Source organism: Chitinophaga sp., assembly GCF_017745275.1.
Classification (GTDB): domain Bacteria; phylum Bacteroidota; class Bacteroidia; order Chitinophagales; family Chitinophagaceae; genus Chitinophaga.
In genome coordinates this window covers 130,789-148,571 of sequence record NZ_JAGHZS010000005.1, presented here as the reverse complement: position 1 = coordinate 148,571, position 17,783 = coordinate 130,789, and the positions used below count along the sequence as shown (strand labels likewise).

Here is a 17,783-nt window from a genome sequence, read left to right as displayed (position 1 = left end):
AACCGTATAATAGATATGGCAAAAAAATCATTACTGTCACTCTTACTGCTGATCACCAGTTTACTGACCTACGCGCAGCAACCAGATGCCACAGGTATGAAACAATTGAAACGGGACCAGGATACATTGCAGGTACTCAGCCGGCTTATCTTTGAAGGTAAAGGTGATGATGGCCGCGAAAGGGCGAAAGATGCATTTATTCCCCTGCTGGTACGTGCATTAAAAACCAAACATTCTTTTAAGTTTCCTTTTGACTCCCTGAAAACTATTTCTATTCAATATCCGCAGGACAGCACCTTCAGGATATTCACCTGGGCGCTGGAACGGGAAAATGGCTTCTACCGGCACTTTGGCGCCATACAAATGAACACCGCAGATGGCGCACTCAAGTTGTTCCCACTCTTTGATGCCTCCGATTATATCACCAATACCGATACGGTTACTGATAATAAATACTGGTATGGCTGCCTGTATTATAACATCACACACCGCCATTATTTCAACCAGGAGTTCTATACGCTGTTTGGCTGGGATGCCAATAATCCCCGCAGCCAAAAGAAGATCGTAGAAATGCTCACCTTCAAAAACGGGCAACCCGTGCTGGGCGGACCATTTTTCAGCTTTGCAGAAGATAGCACACCCAAGCCCACTCAAAACCGCTTTATCATAGAATATAAAAAGGAAAGTACGGCCACACTCAATTATAACAAAGAACTGGACATGATTGTGTATGACCATCTTATTTCGGAGACCAATGAGCCCATGAAGAAGTTCACCTATGTATCTGATATGGACTACGAAGGGTTTAAATGGCAGGCTGGCAAATGGATGCATGTCAACAAGATTTTTCATGATGCCATTCCCATGGGGAAAGGCGCTCCCACCCCGCAGCCATTGGATCAGAAGAAAAAGATTATGACCCAGCCTAAATCGGCGGAAGACTACCTGGAAACACCTAAACCACCCGCATCAAAGAAAAAACAATAACCCAACCGGGAAAGAAACGCCAGGAGGCTACTGCTGGCATCGTGCCGGGAGCGGAGCTCCTGAATGATGACGGCATTATCTATCTCCCGAAAAAAAATTTCTGCTTTTTTTATTAAAAAGAACGATTGTTCTTTTATATTTGCATTATAAAAGAGCGAACATTCATTTATTGCCTTTGACTTATGCATCTCAATCACTTAAACCTCACTGTAAAAGATGTGCCTGCAACACGCACCTTTTTTGAAACCTACTTTAATTTCCGTTGCACTGACCCGAAACTCAATGATAGCCTGTCTGTGTTAACCGGCCCGGATGGTTTTTTGCTTGTACTGATGAATCAACGCTTCAACGACAAAGAAAATCATACTTATCCGGACGCCTTTCATATTGGCTTTTACCTGGACAACCAGGAGGCTGTAATGGCTATGTACCAGCGCCTGCAAGACGGCGGCATAGTACTGGAACAAGCACCACAGCCTATGCGCAAAACATTCGGTTTTTACATGACCTTTGATAGTATCATGATTGAAATTACTACACCAGTTAAAGAGTAATATATTTTATGCCATCTGACATTAAACACAAACTACCCATCGGCTGGTACCTGAAAGAAGCTGACAGCCTGATTACACAATATATCAACAACGCCTTTGAAGTTTTTGGGATCAACAGATTTCACTGGCAGGTACTCAAACAAATTGATACACACGGAAAAATCAGCCGGGAACTGTATTACTACCAGGTAAACAGGTTTCTTACTGAAGCCGAACTGGATGAAATACTGGATTCGCTGGTGGCCCGTAACTGGGTGCAGCACAATGATGACCTGTATTCATTTACACCACTTGGCGCTGCCGAATTTGCGAAAATAGCCGATGATCAGGACGAGAACTACAAAAAAATTCTCAACGGCACCTCCATAGACGCCTACCTGGCTACTATTGATTTCCTCGAAATCATTATCAAAAACATGGGAGGCAAGATCTAAAAAAAGCATAAAGCATAAAGCGTAAAGCAAAAAGCTATTAAAGCTGTTGACAAAGGCGAGTATTAATTACTCATTCGCTTTTGTCAACAGCTTTAATAGCTTTTTGCTTTACGCTTTATGCTTTCAACTCTTTAAAACAATTCGCCCTGCGCACCAGCTTGTCCGTCTTCATTCGGATCCGGGTCCTCATCTTCAGACAGCAATTCAGCACTAATCAGGTCATCGCCGGCAATCCTTGTTCCTACTGTTTTCCAGCCGGTCACCTCCACAAATTCAGAGAGATCGATTTCCTCTTCTTCCGGACTCCGTTTCTTGCCGGTTTTCAGCAACACAATAGGCTGGGTATGGGTAGTGACCATTTCCAGGTAGTTAGCCGCGCCTTCTTTAATGAAGAGGAATTTATTGTTCAGTGTCTGCGTTTCAATACGGAAACGTTTCACATTAAACTGTTTTTTATCGGCGTCAAAGTAGATAGCCGTCACCGTTTTTTCCGGGTTGAATTTCTCGATGTATACTACATCTCCTGATTCATAACGGTTGGTAAGATCGTAGTTGGTGAGCTCATAAGTACCATTCTTAAAGGCGACAAAAATCTTGTCTTCTCCTTCAAAAGCACCGATGTACACGCCTCGTTCCTCCGTATTCAAACGACCTGTTTCTGTATCATACCAGATTTTCTGTCCGGCCAGTGTAGACACGCCTTTCTCTTTAAACTTCACGCTACGGATCGGGTACTTGGTCACCACGTTCCCCATAGAGCTGCGCCCTTTGATAGCAATGGTTTCAAAGAACATATCAAATTCCTTGTTACGCGCGCTACAGTTTGGACTCAGCTTAATGGTCACTACTTCCGCTTCTCCGTTTGGATTAGAAGAGAAATAATGCACTTTTGAATTCTTCTCTCCTTTGTGTGCCAGCTCGTATTCTTTGTCGCGGGTAACACCTGTTACATTGAAACGTTTCGCATAGCTCACGCCGGTTTTTCCTTCTACATAAATCATGTTGTAGGTAGTACGCTCATCATTCTTACGGAAGATGTCCACGTGAATAATATCCTTACCTACAAAGGTTTTATCGGCCACCTTCGTTACCAGCATTTTACCATCCCGGCGGAATACGATGATGTTATCCAGGTCAGAACAATCTGCCACAAACTCATCTTTCTTCAGAGAGGTACCAATAAATCCGTCGGCACGATTTACATATATTTTGGTATTGGCAATAGCCACCTGTGCTACCTGTATGGTATCAAAAGTTTTGATCAGGGTTTTGCGTTCGCGGCCTTTACCATACTTCTTCAGCAGGTTATCGTAATAAGCAACGGTATAGTCTACCAGGTTAGCCAGGTGATGCTTTACGTCTTTGATTTCTCCTTCGATATTTTTGATCTGTTCGTTCAGTTCATTGATATCGAGACGGTAAATTCTACGTACAGGCTTCTCCGTTAATTTCACAATATCCTCGCGGGTAATTTCACGTTTCAATTGTTTTTTATACGGATTAAATCCTTTGTCGATCGCCACCAATACTGCTTCCCAGTCCTTATGCTTTTGTTCCAGTTCCTTGTAAATACCTTTCTCGAAGAAGATTTTTTCCAGGGAGGTATAGTGCCATTTTTCCTGCAGTTCTGCCAGTTTGATTTCCAGTTCCTGTTTGAGCAGGTCTTTGGTGTAATCGGCAGACGCTTTCAATAAATCAGAAGCGGTGAGGAATTGCGGCTTATCGTTTACAATAACGCAGGCATTTGGAGAAATGGATATTTCACAATCGGTGAATGCATATAACGCATCAATGGTGATATCCGGAGAAATACCTGGCGCCAGTTGTACTTCAATTTCCACTTCTGCAGCGGTATTATCCACTACTTTACGGATTTTGATTTTACCACTGTCGTTGGCTTTCACGATAGACTCCATCAGCTGGGTAGTGGTGATACCGTAAGGTACATCCTTTATCAGCAGGGTCTTTTTATCTTTCTCTTCAATATGTGCGCGTACACGTACTTTACCTCCCCGTTTACCATCGTTGTAGTTGGCTACGTCAATCATTCCACCGGTACTGAAATCGGGGAACAACTCAAATTTCTTACCACGCAGGTATTTCACAGAAGCTTCTATCAGCTCTATAAAGTTGTGTGGTAATATTTTGGTAGATAAACCTACGGCGATACCTTCTGCTCCCTGTGCCAATAACAGCGGGAACTTCATCGGTAATGCGAGGGGTTCATTTTTACGGCCGTCGTAGCTCAGTTGCCAGGAAGTAGTTTTAGGGTTAAAGCCTACATCCAGTGCAAACTTCGACAGGCGTGCCTCAATATACCTGGCTGCTGCTGCGTCATCTCCGGTTCTGATATCGCCCCAGTTACCCTGCGTTTCAATAAGCAGGTCTTTCTGGCCGAGGTTAACAATAGCATCACTGATAGAAGCATCCCCGTGCGGGTGATACTGCATCGTTTGCCCGATGACGTTTGCCACTTTATTAAAACGGCCATCATCCATTTCTTTCATGGCGTGCAGGATACGACGCTGTACGGGCTTCAACCCATCTTCCACGCTGGGCACTGCCCGCTCCAGGATTACATAAGAGGCGTAATCCAGGAACCAGCTCTCATACATGCCCCCCACGTGGATGACATTGTGCAGAGATTCGTCTGGTGTTTTATTTTCCATGTCCATGTATAATACACTTACGGTTTTACGTTAATCATTTTTTCAAAATCTTCCCTCCATATGCGTACACTGTCCTTTTGCACATCTTCCAGGGAGTTCAGTTCTATAAAGCAACAATCTGTTATTGCTATCAGTTGATGCCAGACATTCACCGGCACTTCTACCCTGGCCGGCGCTGTTATTTCCGTTACCACAATTTCTTTTCCATCCAGCGGGCACCAGTGCAAGGCGGCCTTACCGGTAAAAAGATAAAGTACTTCCGGGTTTTTGTTATCACTTTTTCCTTCGTGGTAGTGCTGTCCGCTGCTGCTACCGGCATTACGGTAACATACCAAAAAATCGCCGGTGCGGTTGCAGTTCCAGAAATAGCCGCTGCCGCGGTCATCTGCACCCAACAAGTCCAGGGAGGTTACCTTTATCATAGGTTAGTTGGATTTTCAGTGTTTTCCGCAGGCGCACTTTCTCCACCTTCACCAGGCAACTTCACCTCAAAATCGCGGATAGTTTTTAATTCCCCCTTGCTTTCCAATTTGCCTTCGCGGATCAGCTCTTTCAGCCGCCAGCCCAGGAACTGGTCCATCACAGGATACTTTAATTTACCTGTTACCTGCTGCACCACGCGCCATGCTTTCACAAAGTCTTTTCCACTTTGCGTTAGCAATTCTTTATCATAAAACAGGGTGGGCTCTCCTTTTATTTTTTTACCGCCTTCCAGTAAACGGATGCCGGCATTTTCATTCATCAACCGATGCCATTCATCACCATCCAGCTCATATTCTGCCAGCGAAATAGCACGGGCCAGTTTCTTCGCCTTCAAAAACTCCTTAGGCAATATCTGGTGCAGGTGTGTAGGATAAAATACCGCCCCTTTCTCATTCAGGAAAGGCAGGTTATTGAGGTAGATGATATGTATACGTCCGGCGAAGTCATAGAGTTGACTCACCAGCCAGTAATAGCCACAAACATCACGGGCATTTTGTCCGGCCCAGATCCACACTTCCAGTTCGGGGTTTTCCTTCAGTTGTGCTTTCAGTGCACTAAAGCGATCTGCATCTTCCGGTGCTTCTTCTACAACAGGTGCAGGCACCGGTGCATCTCCTTCCGGGGCGGGTGCCGGCGATATACCCGCCAGCTGCTGCCAGAACATTTTACGTCCGGCCCTGCCCTCTTTAGTGTCCAGTATGAACAAGGGTCCAACAGACAGATCATCTTCAAAACAAAGTACCTCTCCGCTCATTTTCTCGTCCATCGCAATCGCCTCTTCCAGCACCGGAACCGAAGATTGACCAAAAACAATGTGTATTAAGCCCATATGCCTTACTATACTGTTTCTTCAATTAAATCCTTTTCATACCGCAGGTTGTTGATGATAAACTCCTGGCGGGTCTGGGTATTTTTACCCATATAGTATTCCAGCAATTTCTGGACATGTATATCTTTCGATAAAATGATAGGCTCAATACGGATATTTTCCCCAATGAAACGACCAAATTCCTCCGGAGAAATTTCTCCCAAACCTTTAAAGCGGGTGATCTCCGGCTTGCTGCCCAGTTTCTTCACGGCTTTCTGTTTCTCTTCTTCTGTATAACAGTAAATTGTTTCCTGCTTGTTACGTACGCGGAACAACGGTGTTTCGAGGATATATACGTGCCCGTTTTTTACCAGGTCCGGGAAGAACTGCAGGAAGAAGGTCAGCAGCAGCAAACGGATGTGCATACCATCCACGTCGGCATCGGTAGCTACTACAATGTTGTTGTAGCGCAGTCCCTCGAGGCCTTCTTCAATATTCAATGCGTGTTGTAAGAGGTTGAACTCTTCATTTTCGTATACAATCTTCTTTGTTAAACCGAAGCTGTTGAGCGGTTTACCACGTAAGCTAAATACCGCCTGTGTTTCCACGTTACGGGATTTGGTAATAGATCCGCTGGCAGAGTCACCTTCCGTAATAAAGATAGTAGAATCCAGGCGGCGTGCCTCTTGTTCTGCTTTATCTTTCCCGGTCAGCTCATCGTTGAGGTGTAAACGGCAATCACGCAGTTTGCGGTTATGCAGGTTGGCTTTCTTTGCTCTTTCGTTGGCCAGTTTCTTAATACCTGCCAGCTCCTTGCGTTCGCGCTCACTTTGTTCGATGCGTTTCTTCAACGCCTCTGCAATGGCGGAGTTGCGGTGCAGGTAATCATCGAGGTGTTTGGATAAGAACTCCAGTACAAAAGCTTTTACAGAAGGCCCCCCTTCTGAAATCACCTGGGAACCCAGTTTGGTTTTAGTTTGTGACTCAAACACCGGTTCCTGCACCCTGATGGCTACTGCGGCGCAAATAGAAGCCCTGATATCGGTGGCTTCATAATCCTTTTTATAAAAGTCGCGGACAGTTTTTACAAATGCTTCCCGGAAAGCCGCCAGGTGTGTACCTCCCTGTGTGGTATGTTGTCCATTCACAAAGGAATAGTACTCTTCTCCATATTGACTTTCGTGGGTGATGGCTACTTCAATATCCTCACCTTTCAGGTGTATGATGGGATAGCGCAGGTCTTCTTCATTGGTTTTGCGCTGTAAGAGGTCCAGCAAACCATTTTTCGATATGTATTTTTTCCCGTTGAAGTTAACGGTAAGACCTGCATTCAAAAAGCAATAATTCCAGATCTGGTTTTCCAGGAATTCCGGTATAAAGCGATAATTTTTGAATACGGTATCATCGGGTGTAAACGTTACCAATGTACCATTAGGTTCAGTAGTAGCCGCTTCTTTATGTTCTTTTACCAATACACCTCTTTCAAACTCTGCTATTTTGGTGCGGCCATCACGAATGGATTGCACGCGGAAATAGCTCGACAGGGCATTCACTGCTTTGGTACCCACCCCGTTCAATCCCACTGATTTCTGGAAGGCTTTACTGTCGTATTTGGCGCCGGTATTGATCTTGCTCACTACATCCACCACCTTTCCCAGCGGGATACCACGTCCATAGTCGCGGACAGTCACATGATGCTCTGTTACCTTGATGTCTATCTGCTTACCAAAGCCCATCGTATGCTCATCAATACAGTTATCCGTTACCTCTTTGAGCAGGATGTAAATACCATCATCCATACTGGAGCCGTCTCCCAGCTTACCGATGTACATACCAGGCCGGAGGCGGATATGCTCCCGCCAGTCCAGCGACCGTATGGAGTCTTCCGTATAGGAAGCAAATAGATCTTTGTTATCCGTTTTGTCCGTATTTGCCATAATATATTAAAATTTCCTAAATATTACTGTTTCAAGGGTTTATTAATGATCTGCAAGGATACTAAATCTTTTAGCAAAATCAGATTGCTGGCAAAAATAAAGGATTCATTGAATCATCCCAAGTATAAGTTATACACTATGCTTACACTATTAGTAACCAATTAATTAAGACTTATAATTTTTATATTTCCGGGAGATAATCATCTTTTCGGGGTATTTTATAAGCAGATCACATGAAAATGGTATAAAAAAAATTTATTTGAAATAAATATTATATCAAATATTTCTCTATATTTACGTAAGTCAACTTTACAGAGAAAACCTAACCTAGTCCTTATGAAAATACTATTCCTTACCCTACTCACCGTAGTAGTTTTAGTAGCGTTTGTAGCTACCTATTTCATTAAAAAAGAACAGGAAAACAGCATTGGTAACAAATTCCTCCGTTTAATCCGGAAATTTGATTCCTGGCAAATGATGCGCTAGTACTGCTATTTTTATTTATAACCGGCTTTTTACAATATCCGCAACAAGTTACATCAGTCTGGCAATAGCCATCAGGGAGTGTTATGTCTAATATTTAATGGTATTAAACCTATTAACCGTATAATCCCTATCCTATGAAAACTGGTCTAGTATTTAAACTTGCTTGTTTATTGATTGCAGCAGTAGTCTTAACGGTGCATTTGCTGAAGAGAAGCATGACACAGAAGCGTAAAGCATAAAGCGTAAAGCATAAAGCGTAAAGCAAAAAGCTATTGTAGCGAATGATAAAGCGTATAATCATTAAATTTTTCGCTTCCATTATTCGCTACAATAGCTTTTTGCTTTAAGCTTTTAGCTTTCTGCTCCAATTACCTGTTATAATATTTATTCACCGCATCTGTACGGCTTCTTACGTGCAGTTTTTCGTAGATGTTGTGTACGTGGCGTCTCACCGTTTCAATACTGATAAACAGGTTGCTGGCAATTTCCTTGTACAGGTATCCTTTGGAAAGCTGGTCCAGGATTTCTTTTTCACGCGTAGTCAGTGCTTCCAGCGCAGGATTTGGTTTGGCCTGTTTCTGGAAAAATGCCACTACCCTTCTCGCTATCTGCGAACTCATGGGAGACCCTCCATCATACAAATCACGAATAGCTTCGAGTAACTCGCCCGGCGATGTTTTCTTAAGAATATATCCACTCGCACCTGCTTCCAGCGCCATGAAGATCTTATCGTCATCTTCATATACCGTTAACATCATAAATTGCATATCGGGATGTTCCCGCTTCAACTGCGCAATACATTCAATACCATTCATACCACCAGGCAGATTGAAATCCATCAGTACTACATTTGGCATCAATTGAGGGATCTGTTCTACTGCGGTTTCTGCATTATTAAAAGTCCCTACACAGGCATAACCGTCAGAACCATTAATCAGCAATTCCATAGCCGTGCGGATATCATGATTATCTTCTACTATCGCAATAGTGATAGTGTCCATGTTATCCTGGGACTTCTTCTTTGAGTATACCGTCATGTTTTAAGGAATTATAACACTTAAATGTTATTAAAAACAAATGTATGTTAATTTAGTGGGATATCGAGAAAAACTATTGTTCCATTGTTCGAGGAAATATCCGCATTACCCCCTACAGATATCATTCTCTTCTGAATATTTTTCAATCCATTACCGAATAACCTCACCTTTTCCTGATCAAATCCTTTCCCGTTATCCTTGATCATGATCGTCATATTTTTGTGCACTTTTACTTCTACAATCACCTCGGTTGCCTTCGCATGTTTCACTACATTATGCAATGATTCTTTCACTGCCAGGTAAATATTTCTCCGGGTACCTCCGCTCAGCTTAATATTTGGAATACTTTCCGGTATGTAAAACTGGTGCGTAATGTGTGCATGCTCCAGGAATTCTGCCGCAAAACTTCTCATATAGGCGATCAGGTTAGCCAGCGAATCATTGGCTGAACTCATCGCCCAAATGATTTCACTCATCTTATCCACCATCTCCCCGGCGGTTTCAGAAATACGTTCTACCTCCCGTGTCTGCGCAGGATCCTGTATTTTCCGTTTCGCTACCTCGCTCAACAAACGAATGGTAGATAAGCCTGATCCCAGGTCGTCATGCATATCACTGGAAATACGCGCCCGCTCCTGGTCTACCGCCTGTTCCTTCTCCAGTTTCAATTTCTCGTGCCGTATCTTATAATCCAGGTAAAGAGTGGAAAAATAATAGGCAATCCCCAGCAACAGCAACAACAACAGGAAGCGGAACCACAGCGACTGCCAAAACGGAATCTTAATCACAATTTCCAACGTGGTAGGAATGGTACTCCAGATATCATCGTTATTGGATCCCCTTACTTTAAAAATATAACTGCCAGGATGCAGATTGGTATAACGCGCCATCCTGAATGTACCTGCCTGCACCCAATCTTCATCGGCACCTTCCAGCTTATACTGTACCTTGTTTTTCAACGGGTTGGTATATTCCAGTGCCACAAATTCAATGGCAATGGTATTCTGGTTATAGGGCAATTCCACCTTCTTCAGGAGTGAAACGGCAGTATCGGACTCATACGGCTTATCCAGCACTTCCATACGCCGGATAATTACTTTGGAATTAGACAGGTTATCCCGGAAATTTTTTGGATAAAATCCATTTACTCCGCGAATCCCGCCAAAAAAAAGCTCTCCGTCAATAGATTTGTAAAATGCTCCTGTATTAAACTCGTTCGACTGAAGCCCATCTTCATAATTATAAGTCGTGATCTCTCCTGTTAACGGGTTAATCTGTGATAACCCCTTATTGTGGCTTACCCAAATTCTGTCTTTATCGTCCAACAACACCCCATACATGTAATCATTGATCAGTTTTGGGTTATCATAACTGTTATAGTGCTGCTTAATACGACCGGCTTCATCAATAATGAATAATCCCTTATTGGTAGCTACCAGTAATTCTTTGTGTGCGTTCTTATTAATTGATTTTACAGTAGTGCCGGATGGTAACGGAATAGATCTCCAGCGGGAATCCACCGCATTTTTAGCATACAGGGCCGATTTCGTACCCACGTACTGGTTACCCATAAAATCTTCATAGTAGGTAGTCAACAGCTCATCTGCAAAGTTGTGTACGACTGATACTTCATAACCTTTCCCGTTATTGTCGAACATCAGCAGGTAGCCGCCGTAGTTGAAGTATATTTCGCCATTGGTGCGCTTAAACAGGAAGGGGTACGGAGCGCGCTGCCTCGGTAGCCCCAGTGTAGTTACTTTACCCGTCAGGTCCTGGAACGATTTGGTTTGTACGTTAAATAACCCGATGTGCATGTCCGCAAAATGCAACCACAAGTGGTCTGCATTTTCCCGGCAAATAGCCCCCAGGTCATTCGCCGGAAACTTCCCGGGATATAATTCATTGGAAATACGCTCCAGGAATTTTCCGCCATCTTCATAAATATTCATCCCATCACGCATCAGGCCCACATAGAGTTTGCCGTCGTCATGCTTATACACAGCCTGCACCATGTTATGCGTGATGTAGGGTGACCGGTAAAGATTGAATACTTTTTTATGGGGAGAATATTTTTTCAGTCCATCACCGTCTGTGCCTACCCACATGTTATCAGAAATGTCGCGATACAGGTAGGATACATTATTAAAAGAACGGGTTTCGAACGTATTGAAGCTCACAATATGCCGCAGAATTTCATTGCGGGTAAGACTATAAATAAGCACGCCATTATTCCCTCCGATCCATACATTTCCAAACTGATCCACCTCGGTTACTGCCGGAATAAACGGCTCCCCCTTTTCGTTGCTCATATCGAAAGCCAGGTCACTGAATTTATTCCGTTGTTTATTGAAGACGGTGACATGCCCGGTGCTTACAATAATCATGGAATCCTTATTAAGATTCCGTATTACCGGCTGTGCTCCTATTCCCGGCAAACAATAAGTGGCGAGCCGCAGATTCTTGGTGTTCAGCGACAGCAATTCGCCCGCCTCCCCGTTCATCCAGATGGTATTGTCATCTTTTATCACCGTGGAGGGTAATATTCCCCGCTGGCGGAACTGTGGTGGATAAAGAATAATACGTCGAATGGCATAGGTGGTATTGTCCAGTACATAGAGTCCTTTCATAGGACGCCATACCCACAGGGAATTGCTGGCAGTATCTTCTCCCAGTATCTTAAACTTCACATTATTATCGCGCTCCTGCGCGTTTACATTGGAAGTATCCTCCAGCAATGTCCGGAAGCTGTTACGATATTTGTCATACACGCTGATACCATTGTTGTGGGCCAGCAGCAATTGTTGACGGCTGTCTTTATAAAAAGAGAATCCCTTGTATCCTTTGAGGTCAAACCGGTTGATCACCGCCCGGTTGCCCGTTGAGCCCCGCGGCACCAGTTCGCCTTTCCCTTCACCAGCTTTATAGAGGGTACTCGGCTTATAACGGTATTCATTGAAAGTATAGCCATCAAAACGGTTAATACCATCCCTGGTGGCAATCCACATGAATCCCTGATCGTCCCGTGTAATATCGAATACAGTGCTTTGTGAAAGTCCATCGTTGACGCTGTAGCTGTCGAAAATGTACGGTTTATCCTGTGCATGCAACTGCCTGGAGAATAGTCCCCAAATACAGCATAGGATGAACATTTTTAAACGATGCGGTTGATGCACTATAGTTATTTATTGAGTAAGCAGGTTAGGTAATTTGCAAATATATAAATCTGTACCACACTTTGTAGCAATTTTGTAATTTTCTTCCCGATAACAGATTGGAAATAAATGATATACTTTATGAAGACAAACAACCGCTATACCTGTTTAATCGCCTTAAATACTTTACCATGGCTTCTTACCGCCAGCAGGCGCCAGCGCATGATGTGCTGTATGTTCCTTGTCCTGTTTTATTTCGGAAGTGCCGGCTTACCGGCGGTAGCCCAAAAGCCGGCGGTCAATTACCAGATAAACGTCATTGCCCATCCTCCTGCTAAGAGCATCCGGGGGCTGAGTGTGGTAACGGACCGTATTATATGGGCGTCCGGCACTGGTGGCCAGGTGGGTAAAAGTACAGACGGCGGCGCCCATTGGAACTGGACGGTAGTACCTGGTTGTGATAGTTGCGACTGGCGTTCGCTATATGCCTTTGATGCCCGTAAGGCTATTGTCCTGAATGCGGGTGCTCCTGCGCATATTTTTTTAACGGAAGATGGAGGTACGTCGTGGAAACGCGTATACTTCGATGACCGCCCGGGCATTTTCTTTGATGCCATACAGTTTTTCAATGAACAGGAAGGTATTGCCGTTGGTGATCCCCTGGGAGATAAATTTGCTGTCATCCGGACACATAATGGTGGACAATCCTGGGAAGCTGATGCTCCCGGCGCCGCTCCTGCCGCTACTCCCGGCGAATCCATTTTTGCGGCCAGCGGTACCAGCATGGTTACATTTGCGGGAAAGAAAGTGTATTTTGCCACCGGTGGCAGTGTAGCACGTCTTTTCGTATCAGGTAATAACTGGCAGGCCTATACGATTCCGGTAGTGCAGGGTACGCCTACTACAGGCGTGTTCTCGATTGCATTTTTGAATAGTCAGAAGGGGATTGCCGTAGGTGGTGACTATAAGCAGGATACCGCCCGTAAAGGCAATTGTATGCTCACCAGTGATGGTGGCCGCACCTGGTATCCACCTGTTTCCGCTCCGGGCGGATTCCGGTCTGGTGTGACTTACATCTCACCCAAAATATTAATTGCTACCGGTACCTCCGGGACAGACATTTCAGAAGATGGCGGTCGCCACTGGAAAAGTGTGGAAGGTAAATTTAATGTGGTGGCCAGGGCCAGAAAAGGAACCCAGGTGTTCCTGGCAGGAAAGGATATTGCACAATTAAGCAGTACCCGCTAATTATCAATAAAAAGGTGCTCCTGGAAAGGTGCACCCATTAAAATAGGTTAAAGCAAAAAGTATATTTATTGATATGAAGTTAATAAGTAATTTATTCATTACACAGTATTTTTTGTCAACCATATAATTTAAAGGGTAAACGCAGAAATATCAGCATCTAACGCGAATTGACTATAACTACTCTGATTTTTTATGTAATTTAAGTCCTGTTAGATATTACCTGGGATCCAGAAAAAGAGATTATGCAAGTTGAAACCTCGTCAAGTAAATACGGCGCCAAACATTATCCCGATAGTATCAGGGAATGGAAAAAAGAAGGAAATTATTTTTGCTTTTACACTACCGAAACTATACTGGAAATCAGGGTCATTGCCGACAAAATTATTCGCTTCAGATATGCGGCTGACGGCACTTTCCAGAGAGACTTTTCCTACGCAACCAGTGACACGCTCGAAGAATCTCCCATCTCATTTGGGATAAAGGAATGGGAAGAAACTTTTGAGATATATACCGATGTTCTCCGGGTATTTATTGCCCGGGATAACCTGCGTATCACTATTTCTGATAAAGAAGGAAAGGTGATCAACCAGGATGAGATGGGCTACCATTGGCAGCATTACCTGCTCAAGGGTGGAAAAATCCAGTATTGCAGTAAACTGGTACAGGAAGGTGAATGTTTTTATGGTTTGGGAGATAAGCCTACAGAGTTGAATCTCCGGGGCAAACGGCTGGAAAATTATGGTACGGATGCTTATGGCTACCAGAAAGATACCGATCCGCTTTACCGCAATATTCCCTTTTATTATGGTTTACACCATGGTATCGGCTACGGTATTTTCTTCGACAACACCTTCCGCACCATTTTCGATTTTGGAAAGGAAAGGGAGGATGCCTGCAGCTTTTGGGCACGTGGCGGGGAAATGAACTACTACTTTATTTATGGTCCCGACCTGCTGGAAGTGGCCGAATCTTATACTAAAATTACAGGTACGCCGGAACTGCCGCCCCTGTGGGCATTGGGATACCACCAGTGTCGCTGGAGCTACTATCCGGATACGCGGGTAAAGGAAATTGCCAAAGAATTCAGGACACGCAACATTCCCTGCGATGTTATCTACCTGGATATCGATTATATGGATGGCTTCCGCTGTTTTACCTGGAATAAGGAATGGTTCCCTGATCCGGTGGGCCTCATTAAAGAGCTGGCAGCAGAAGGATTTAAAGTAGTGGTGATCATTGATCCCGGTATTAAAGTAGACCCGGACTATAGCGTATATAAAGAAGGCATTAAAAATAACTACTTCTGCAAACGTGCGGATGGCGCCCTGATGGAAGGAGACGTATGGCCGGGTAAATGTGTATTTCCTGACTATACCAATCCGGAAGTCCGCGAATGGTGGAGCAGCCTGTTCAAAAGCCTGGCCGAAATCGGGGTGCGTGGCGTGTGGAACGATATGAACGAACCGGCGGTGTTTGAAATGGGTACTTTCCCTGAAGACGTACGCCACGACTATGATGGAGAAGAGGTAAGTCACCGGAAGGCACATAATATTTACGGTCACCTGATGAGCAAGGCGACGGCTGCCGGTATGAAAAAATACCTGATGCCGCACCGCTCTTTCCTTATTACCCGTTCCTGCTATTCCGGCGCACAGCGCTGGTCTTCCGTATGGACCGGCGACAATGTATCCAGCTGGGAACATTTGTGGCTGGCCAGTGTGCAGTGTCAGCGCTTATCCGTTTCCGGCATTTCTTTTACCGGCAGTGATATTGGAGGTTTCATCGGCGAACCGGATGGCGAATTGTATACCCGCTGGATTCAGCTGGCAGTATTCCATCCGCTGATGCGTACGCACTCCGCCAGTAATGAAACCGGGTTTAACCAGGAGCCGTGGAGCTTTGGAGCGGATTATGAAAAAGTAGTCACTAAGTTTATTCAGTTAAGATACCGGCTGCAACCTTATTTATATACTACCTTCTGGCAGTATGCCAGCAAGGGTACGCCTATGTTGCGCCCATTGGCCTTTGTGGCACAACAGGATCCTGCCACCCATAACTGCTCGCATGAGTTTATGTTTGGAGATGCCTTGTTGCTCAGTCATGTCAGCGAAAAAGGCATGAAGGAAAAATCTGTTTACCTGCCGGCCGGCAACTGGTATTACTTCTGGAATGATCGCCTGTATACGGGTGCACAAGCGGTTACCGTAGCTACACCACTCGAGGAAATGCCGCTGTTTGTGAAGGCAGGCGTTGTATTGCCGCAATACCCGGATATGCAATACACGCAGGAAAAGCCGGTAACTGAAATGCTGCTGCATGTATACTATGCTGACCAGGAAGTGAAGAGTGTATTATATGAAGATGCAGGTGATCACTACGGTTACAAAAACGGGCAATACAATGTTATCCGCTTCCGGCAACAATCTACCGCCCAGGAATTCCACCTGAAGAAACAGTTTTATGTGAATTATGAAACGTCTTATACGCACCACCGTATTACGGTGCATGGCTTACCGTTTCAACCTGCTTCACTGATAGTAGATGGGCAGGCAGTAGCATTATTACCCGAAAATCTGCAGGCAAATAATACGGTTTCTTTTGTGGTACCAAGAAATTTTGAAGAGATTACAATGCGTTGATGATAGCTAAAGAGAAAAAGAAAAGGCACTTCAGATAGAGATCTCGCGCCGGTTTCATAACCTATGCCAACTTTAGAGATACGAAATTAGATGCTAAATCTGACTGTACAAAATGTCTGCGGCCTTGAAATTCACAATGAACAAAATGAATAAGTTGTTAACATTGAATTAAGAATGTCAAACAAACATTAAAAAATAAATTCGCTTCAAACTATTTACCACAGGGATTTTTAGCAGAAAAAATCAATTTAGCAATCAGCAGGAATGGTATTCAAATCAACGGCGCCAGGCGGATAATTCCGGTGGCGCCGTTGATTTTTTGCGTGTTGCCTGTGACAACACTTTTTAAATATTTTGATTAATATATAACAGACAGAAAAATGATCGATGTCAATGCGCAAAACACTAAAAAGATAAATATGGCCCTGAAAAGGATTTCCATTTTGTCAGTTGCGTTATAATCGATTGCGTGCAATTCCTGCGGATTTTCCCCTTGGCTGATACTTAGGCTTTTCATACAAACAAATTAAAAGGATTAAACAATAAAAATAAATCGTGGACTTGGGGTTCCAGAAGATTAACATCCTAAAATGAAATTACAGAAAAAAAGCTAAAATGGACAAATCTTTTTGTTCATTTTAGCTTTTTCGCTGTTCATTTTTAAATAATCTGTTTATCCCTTCTTTTTATGCCTGCCTTCATTTTCATGCGGCAATTGCAGCACTGCCTTTTTCACCGGCGCCGGCGCTTCGGTAGTACTATCTCCCAACTCGCCAGCAGTAACGGTTTCACCACGTTTGTAATATTCCTTCGCTATTTTGCCCGTTTCTTCATCATACAATTTCCATACACCATTGCGCACGGAATTCCCTTTCCGGATGATTTCTGTAGGTGTTTCCACATTAGTAACGGGATCAATAATCATAATGGTATCCCGCTGCCCTTCTACCTCTATAGAAATATAAGCCCCCTCTTCACTTGGCTTTCCATTGGGGTAAAAGTACCGGCAATAGCCATCCAACACATTATTCTTAAAAGTTTCTTCCGCTATTAAATTTCCGATAGACGATGTTTTCTTCCACACCCCTTCTTTACGGTCGTTCTTATAAGTCCCTTCCCAACTGTAGCCGGGTTCTCCCCTGACTTCCCCTACTTCTTCCACCCAGCGTCCCTGCTTACGCCCCTGGGCGTCACGCTGGTTGATTTTCACCTGTGCCAGGCAACTGCCGGCCACCACTATCTGCAGCAATAGATATAAAAACGCCTTTTGTATCATTTTGAAGTCTTTTGCACAAGTTAAATATTTTCCACATATAAAAAACATCCTGCTGCCGGCGAAAAAACGCCAA

13 protein-coding genes are annotated in these 17,783 nt (G+C 44.1%); 6 read left to right on the top strand and 7 right to left on the bottom strand.

The window, feature by feature from the left end; all coding sequences use genetic code 11:
• The first annotated feature begins 15 nt into the window (after positions 1–15).
• The 3 genes from J7623_RS15675 (at position 16) to J7623_RS15665 (ending at position 1,975) form a co-directional block, all read left to right on the top strand.
• Entirely contained in the window at positions 16–987 is a 972-nt protein-coding gene (locus J7623_RS15675) for a hypothetical protein (protein ID WP_291921889.1), read from the top strand.
• A 182-nt stretch (positions 988–1,169) separates the two neighbouring features.
• On the top strand, positions 1,170–1,541 hold the full coding sequence (locus J7623_RS15670) for a VOC family protein (RefSeq protein WP_291921886.1): 372 nt from the start codon (positions 1,170–1,172) through the stop codon (positions 1,539–1,541).
• A gap of 8 nt (positions 1,542–1,549) precedes the next feature.
• Positions 1,550–1,975, top strand: a complete 426-nt coding sequence (locus J7623_RS15665) for a hypothetical protein (protein WP_291921883.1) — start codon at positions 1,550–1,552, stop codon at positions 1,973–1,975.
• 131 nt (positions 1,976–2,106) lie between these two features.
• Here J7623_RS15665 and J7623_RS15660 read toward each other — a convergent pair whose 3' ends face one another.
• From J7623_RS15660 to J7623_RS15645, 4 genes are read right to left on the bottom strand one after another with little or no spacing between them, the layout of a single operon-like run.
• On the bottom strand, positions 2,107–4,644 hold the full coding sequence (locus tag J7623_RS15660; protein WP_291921880.1) for a DNA gyrase/topoisomerase IV subunit A: 2,538 nt from the start codon (positions 4,642–4,644) through the stop codon (positions 2,107–2,109).
• Between the two features lie 17 nt (positions 4,645–4,661).
• Positions 4,662–5,066: a hypothetical protein gene (locus J7623_RS15655; protein ID WP_291921877.1), complete on the bottom strand. Its 405-nt coding sequence runs from the start codon at positions 5,064–5,066 to the stop codon at positions 4,662–4,664.
• Complete coding sequence (locus tag J7623_RS15650; protein WP_291921874.1) at positions 5,063–5,956, bottom strand: DUF1835 domain-containing protein; 894 nt, start codon at positions 5,954–5,956, stop codon at positions 5,063–5,065. Before J7623_RS15650 ends, J7623_RS15655 begins: the two co-directional genes overlap by 4 nt.
• A gap of 8 nt (positions 5,957–5,964) precedes the next feature.
• Positions 5,965–7,872 carry a DNA topoisomerase IV subunit B gene (locus J7623_RS15645; RefSeq protein WP_291921871.1) on the bottom strand — a complete coding sequence of 636 codons (1,908 nt, stop codon included), beginning with the start codon at positions 7,870–7,872 and terminating at the stop codon, positions 5,965–5,967.
• Positions 7,873–8,208: 336 nt separating this feature from the next.
• Between J7623_RS15645 and J7623_RS15640 the strand changes: the two genes are divergently transcribed.
• The gene (locus tag J7623_RS15640; RefSeq protein ID WP_291921868.1) at positions 8,209–8,358 is read left to right on the top strand and encodes a hypothetical protein; all 150 of its coding nucleotides are present in this window, start codon (positions 8,209–8,211) and stop codon (positions 8,356–8,358) included.
• Between the two features lie 368 nt (positions 8,359–8,726).
• On the opposite strand, the gene J7623_RS15635 is transcribed toward J7623_RS15640, so the two are convergent.
• On the bottom strand, positions 8,727–9,395 hold the full coding sequence (locus J7623_RS15635) for a response regulator transcription factor (protein ID WP_079468073.1): 669 nt from the start codon (positions 9,393–9,395) through the stop codon (positions 8,727–8,729).
• Between the two features lie 47 nt (positions 9,396–9,442).
• On the bottom strand, positions 9,443–12,544 hold the full coding sequence (locus tag J7623_RS15630; protein WP_291921851.1) for a triple tyrosine motif-containing protein: 3,102 nt from the start codon (positions 12,542–12,544) through the stop codon (positions 9,443–9,445).
• Between the two features lie 144 nt (positions 12,545–12,688).
• Between J7623_RS15630 and J7623_RS15625 the strand changes: the two genes are divergently transcribed.
• Together J7623_RS15625 and J7623_RS15620 are read left to right on the top strand one after the other, a co-directional pair.
• A complete protein-coding gene (locus J7623_RS15625) occupies positions 12,689–13,795 on the top strand; it encodes a YCF48-related protein (RefSeq protein WP_291921848.1) in 1,107 nt (368 codons plus the stop codon).
• A gap of 242 nt (positions 13,796–14,037) precedes the next feature.
• The gene (locus tag J7623_RS15620; RefSeq protein WP_291921845.1) at positions 14,038–16,434 is read left to right on the top strand and encodes a glycoside hydrolase family 31 protein; all 2,397 of its coding nucleotides are present in this window, start codon (positions 14,038–14,040) and stop codon (positions 16,432–16,434) included.
• 673 nt (positions 16,435–17,107) lie between these two features.
• On the opposite strand, the gene J7623_RS15615 is transcribed toward J7623_RS15620, so the two are convergent.
• Positions 17,108–17,710: a hypothetical protein gene (locus J7623_RS15615; RefSeq protein ID WP_291921844.1), complete on the bottom strand. Its 603-nt coding sequence runs from the start codon at positions 17,708–17,710 to the stop codon at positions 17,108–17,110.
• Between the last annotated feature and the right edge of the window lie 73 nt (positions 17,711–17,783).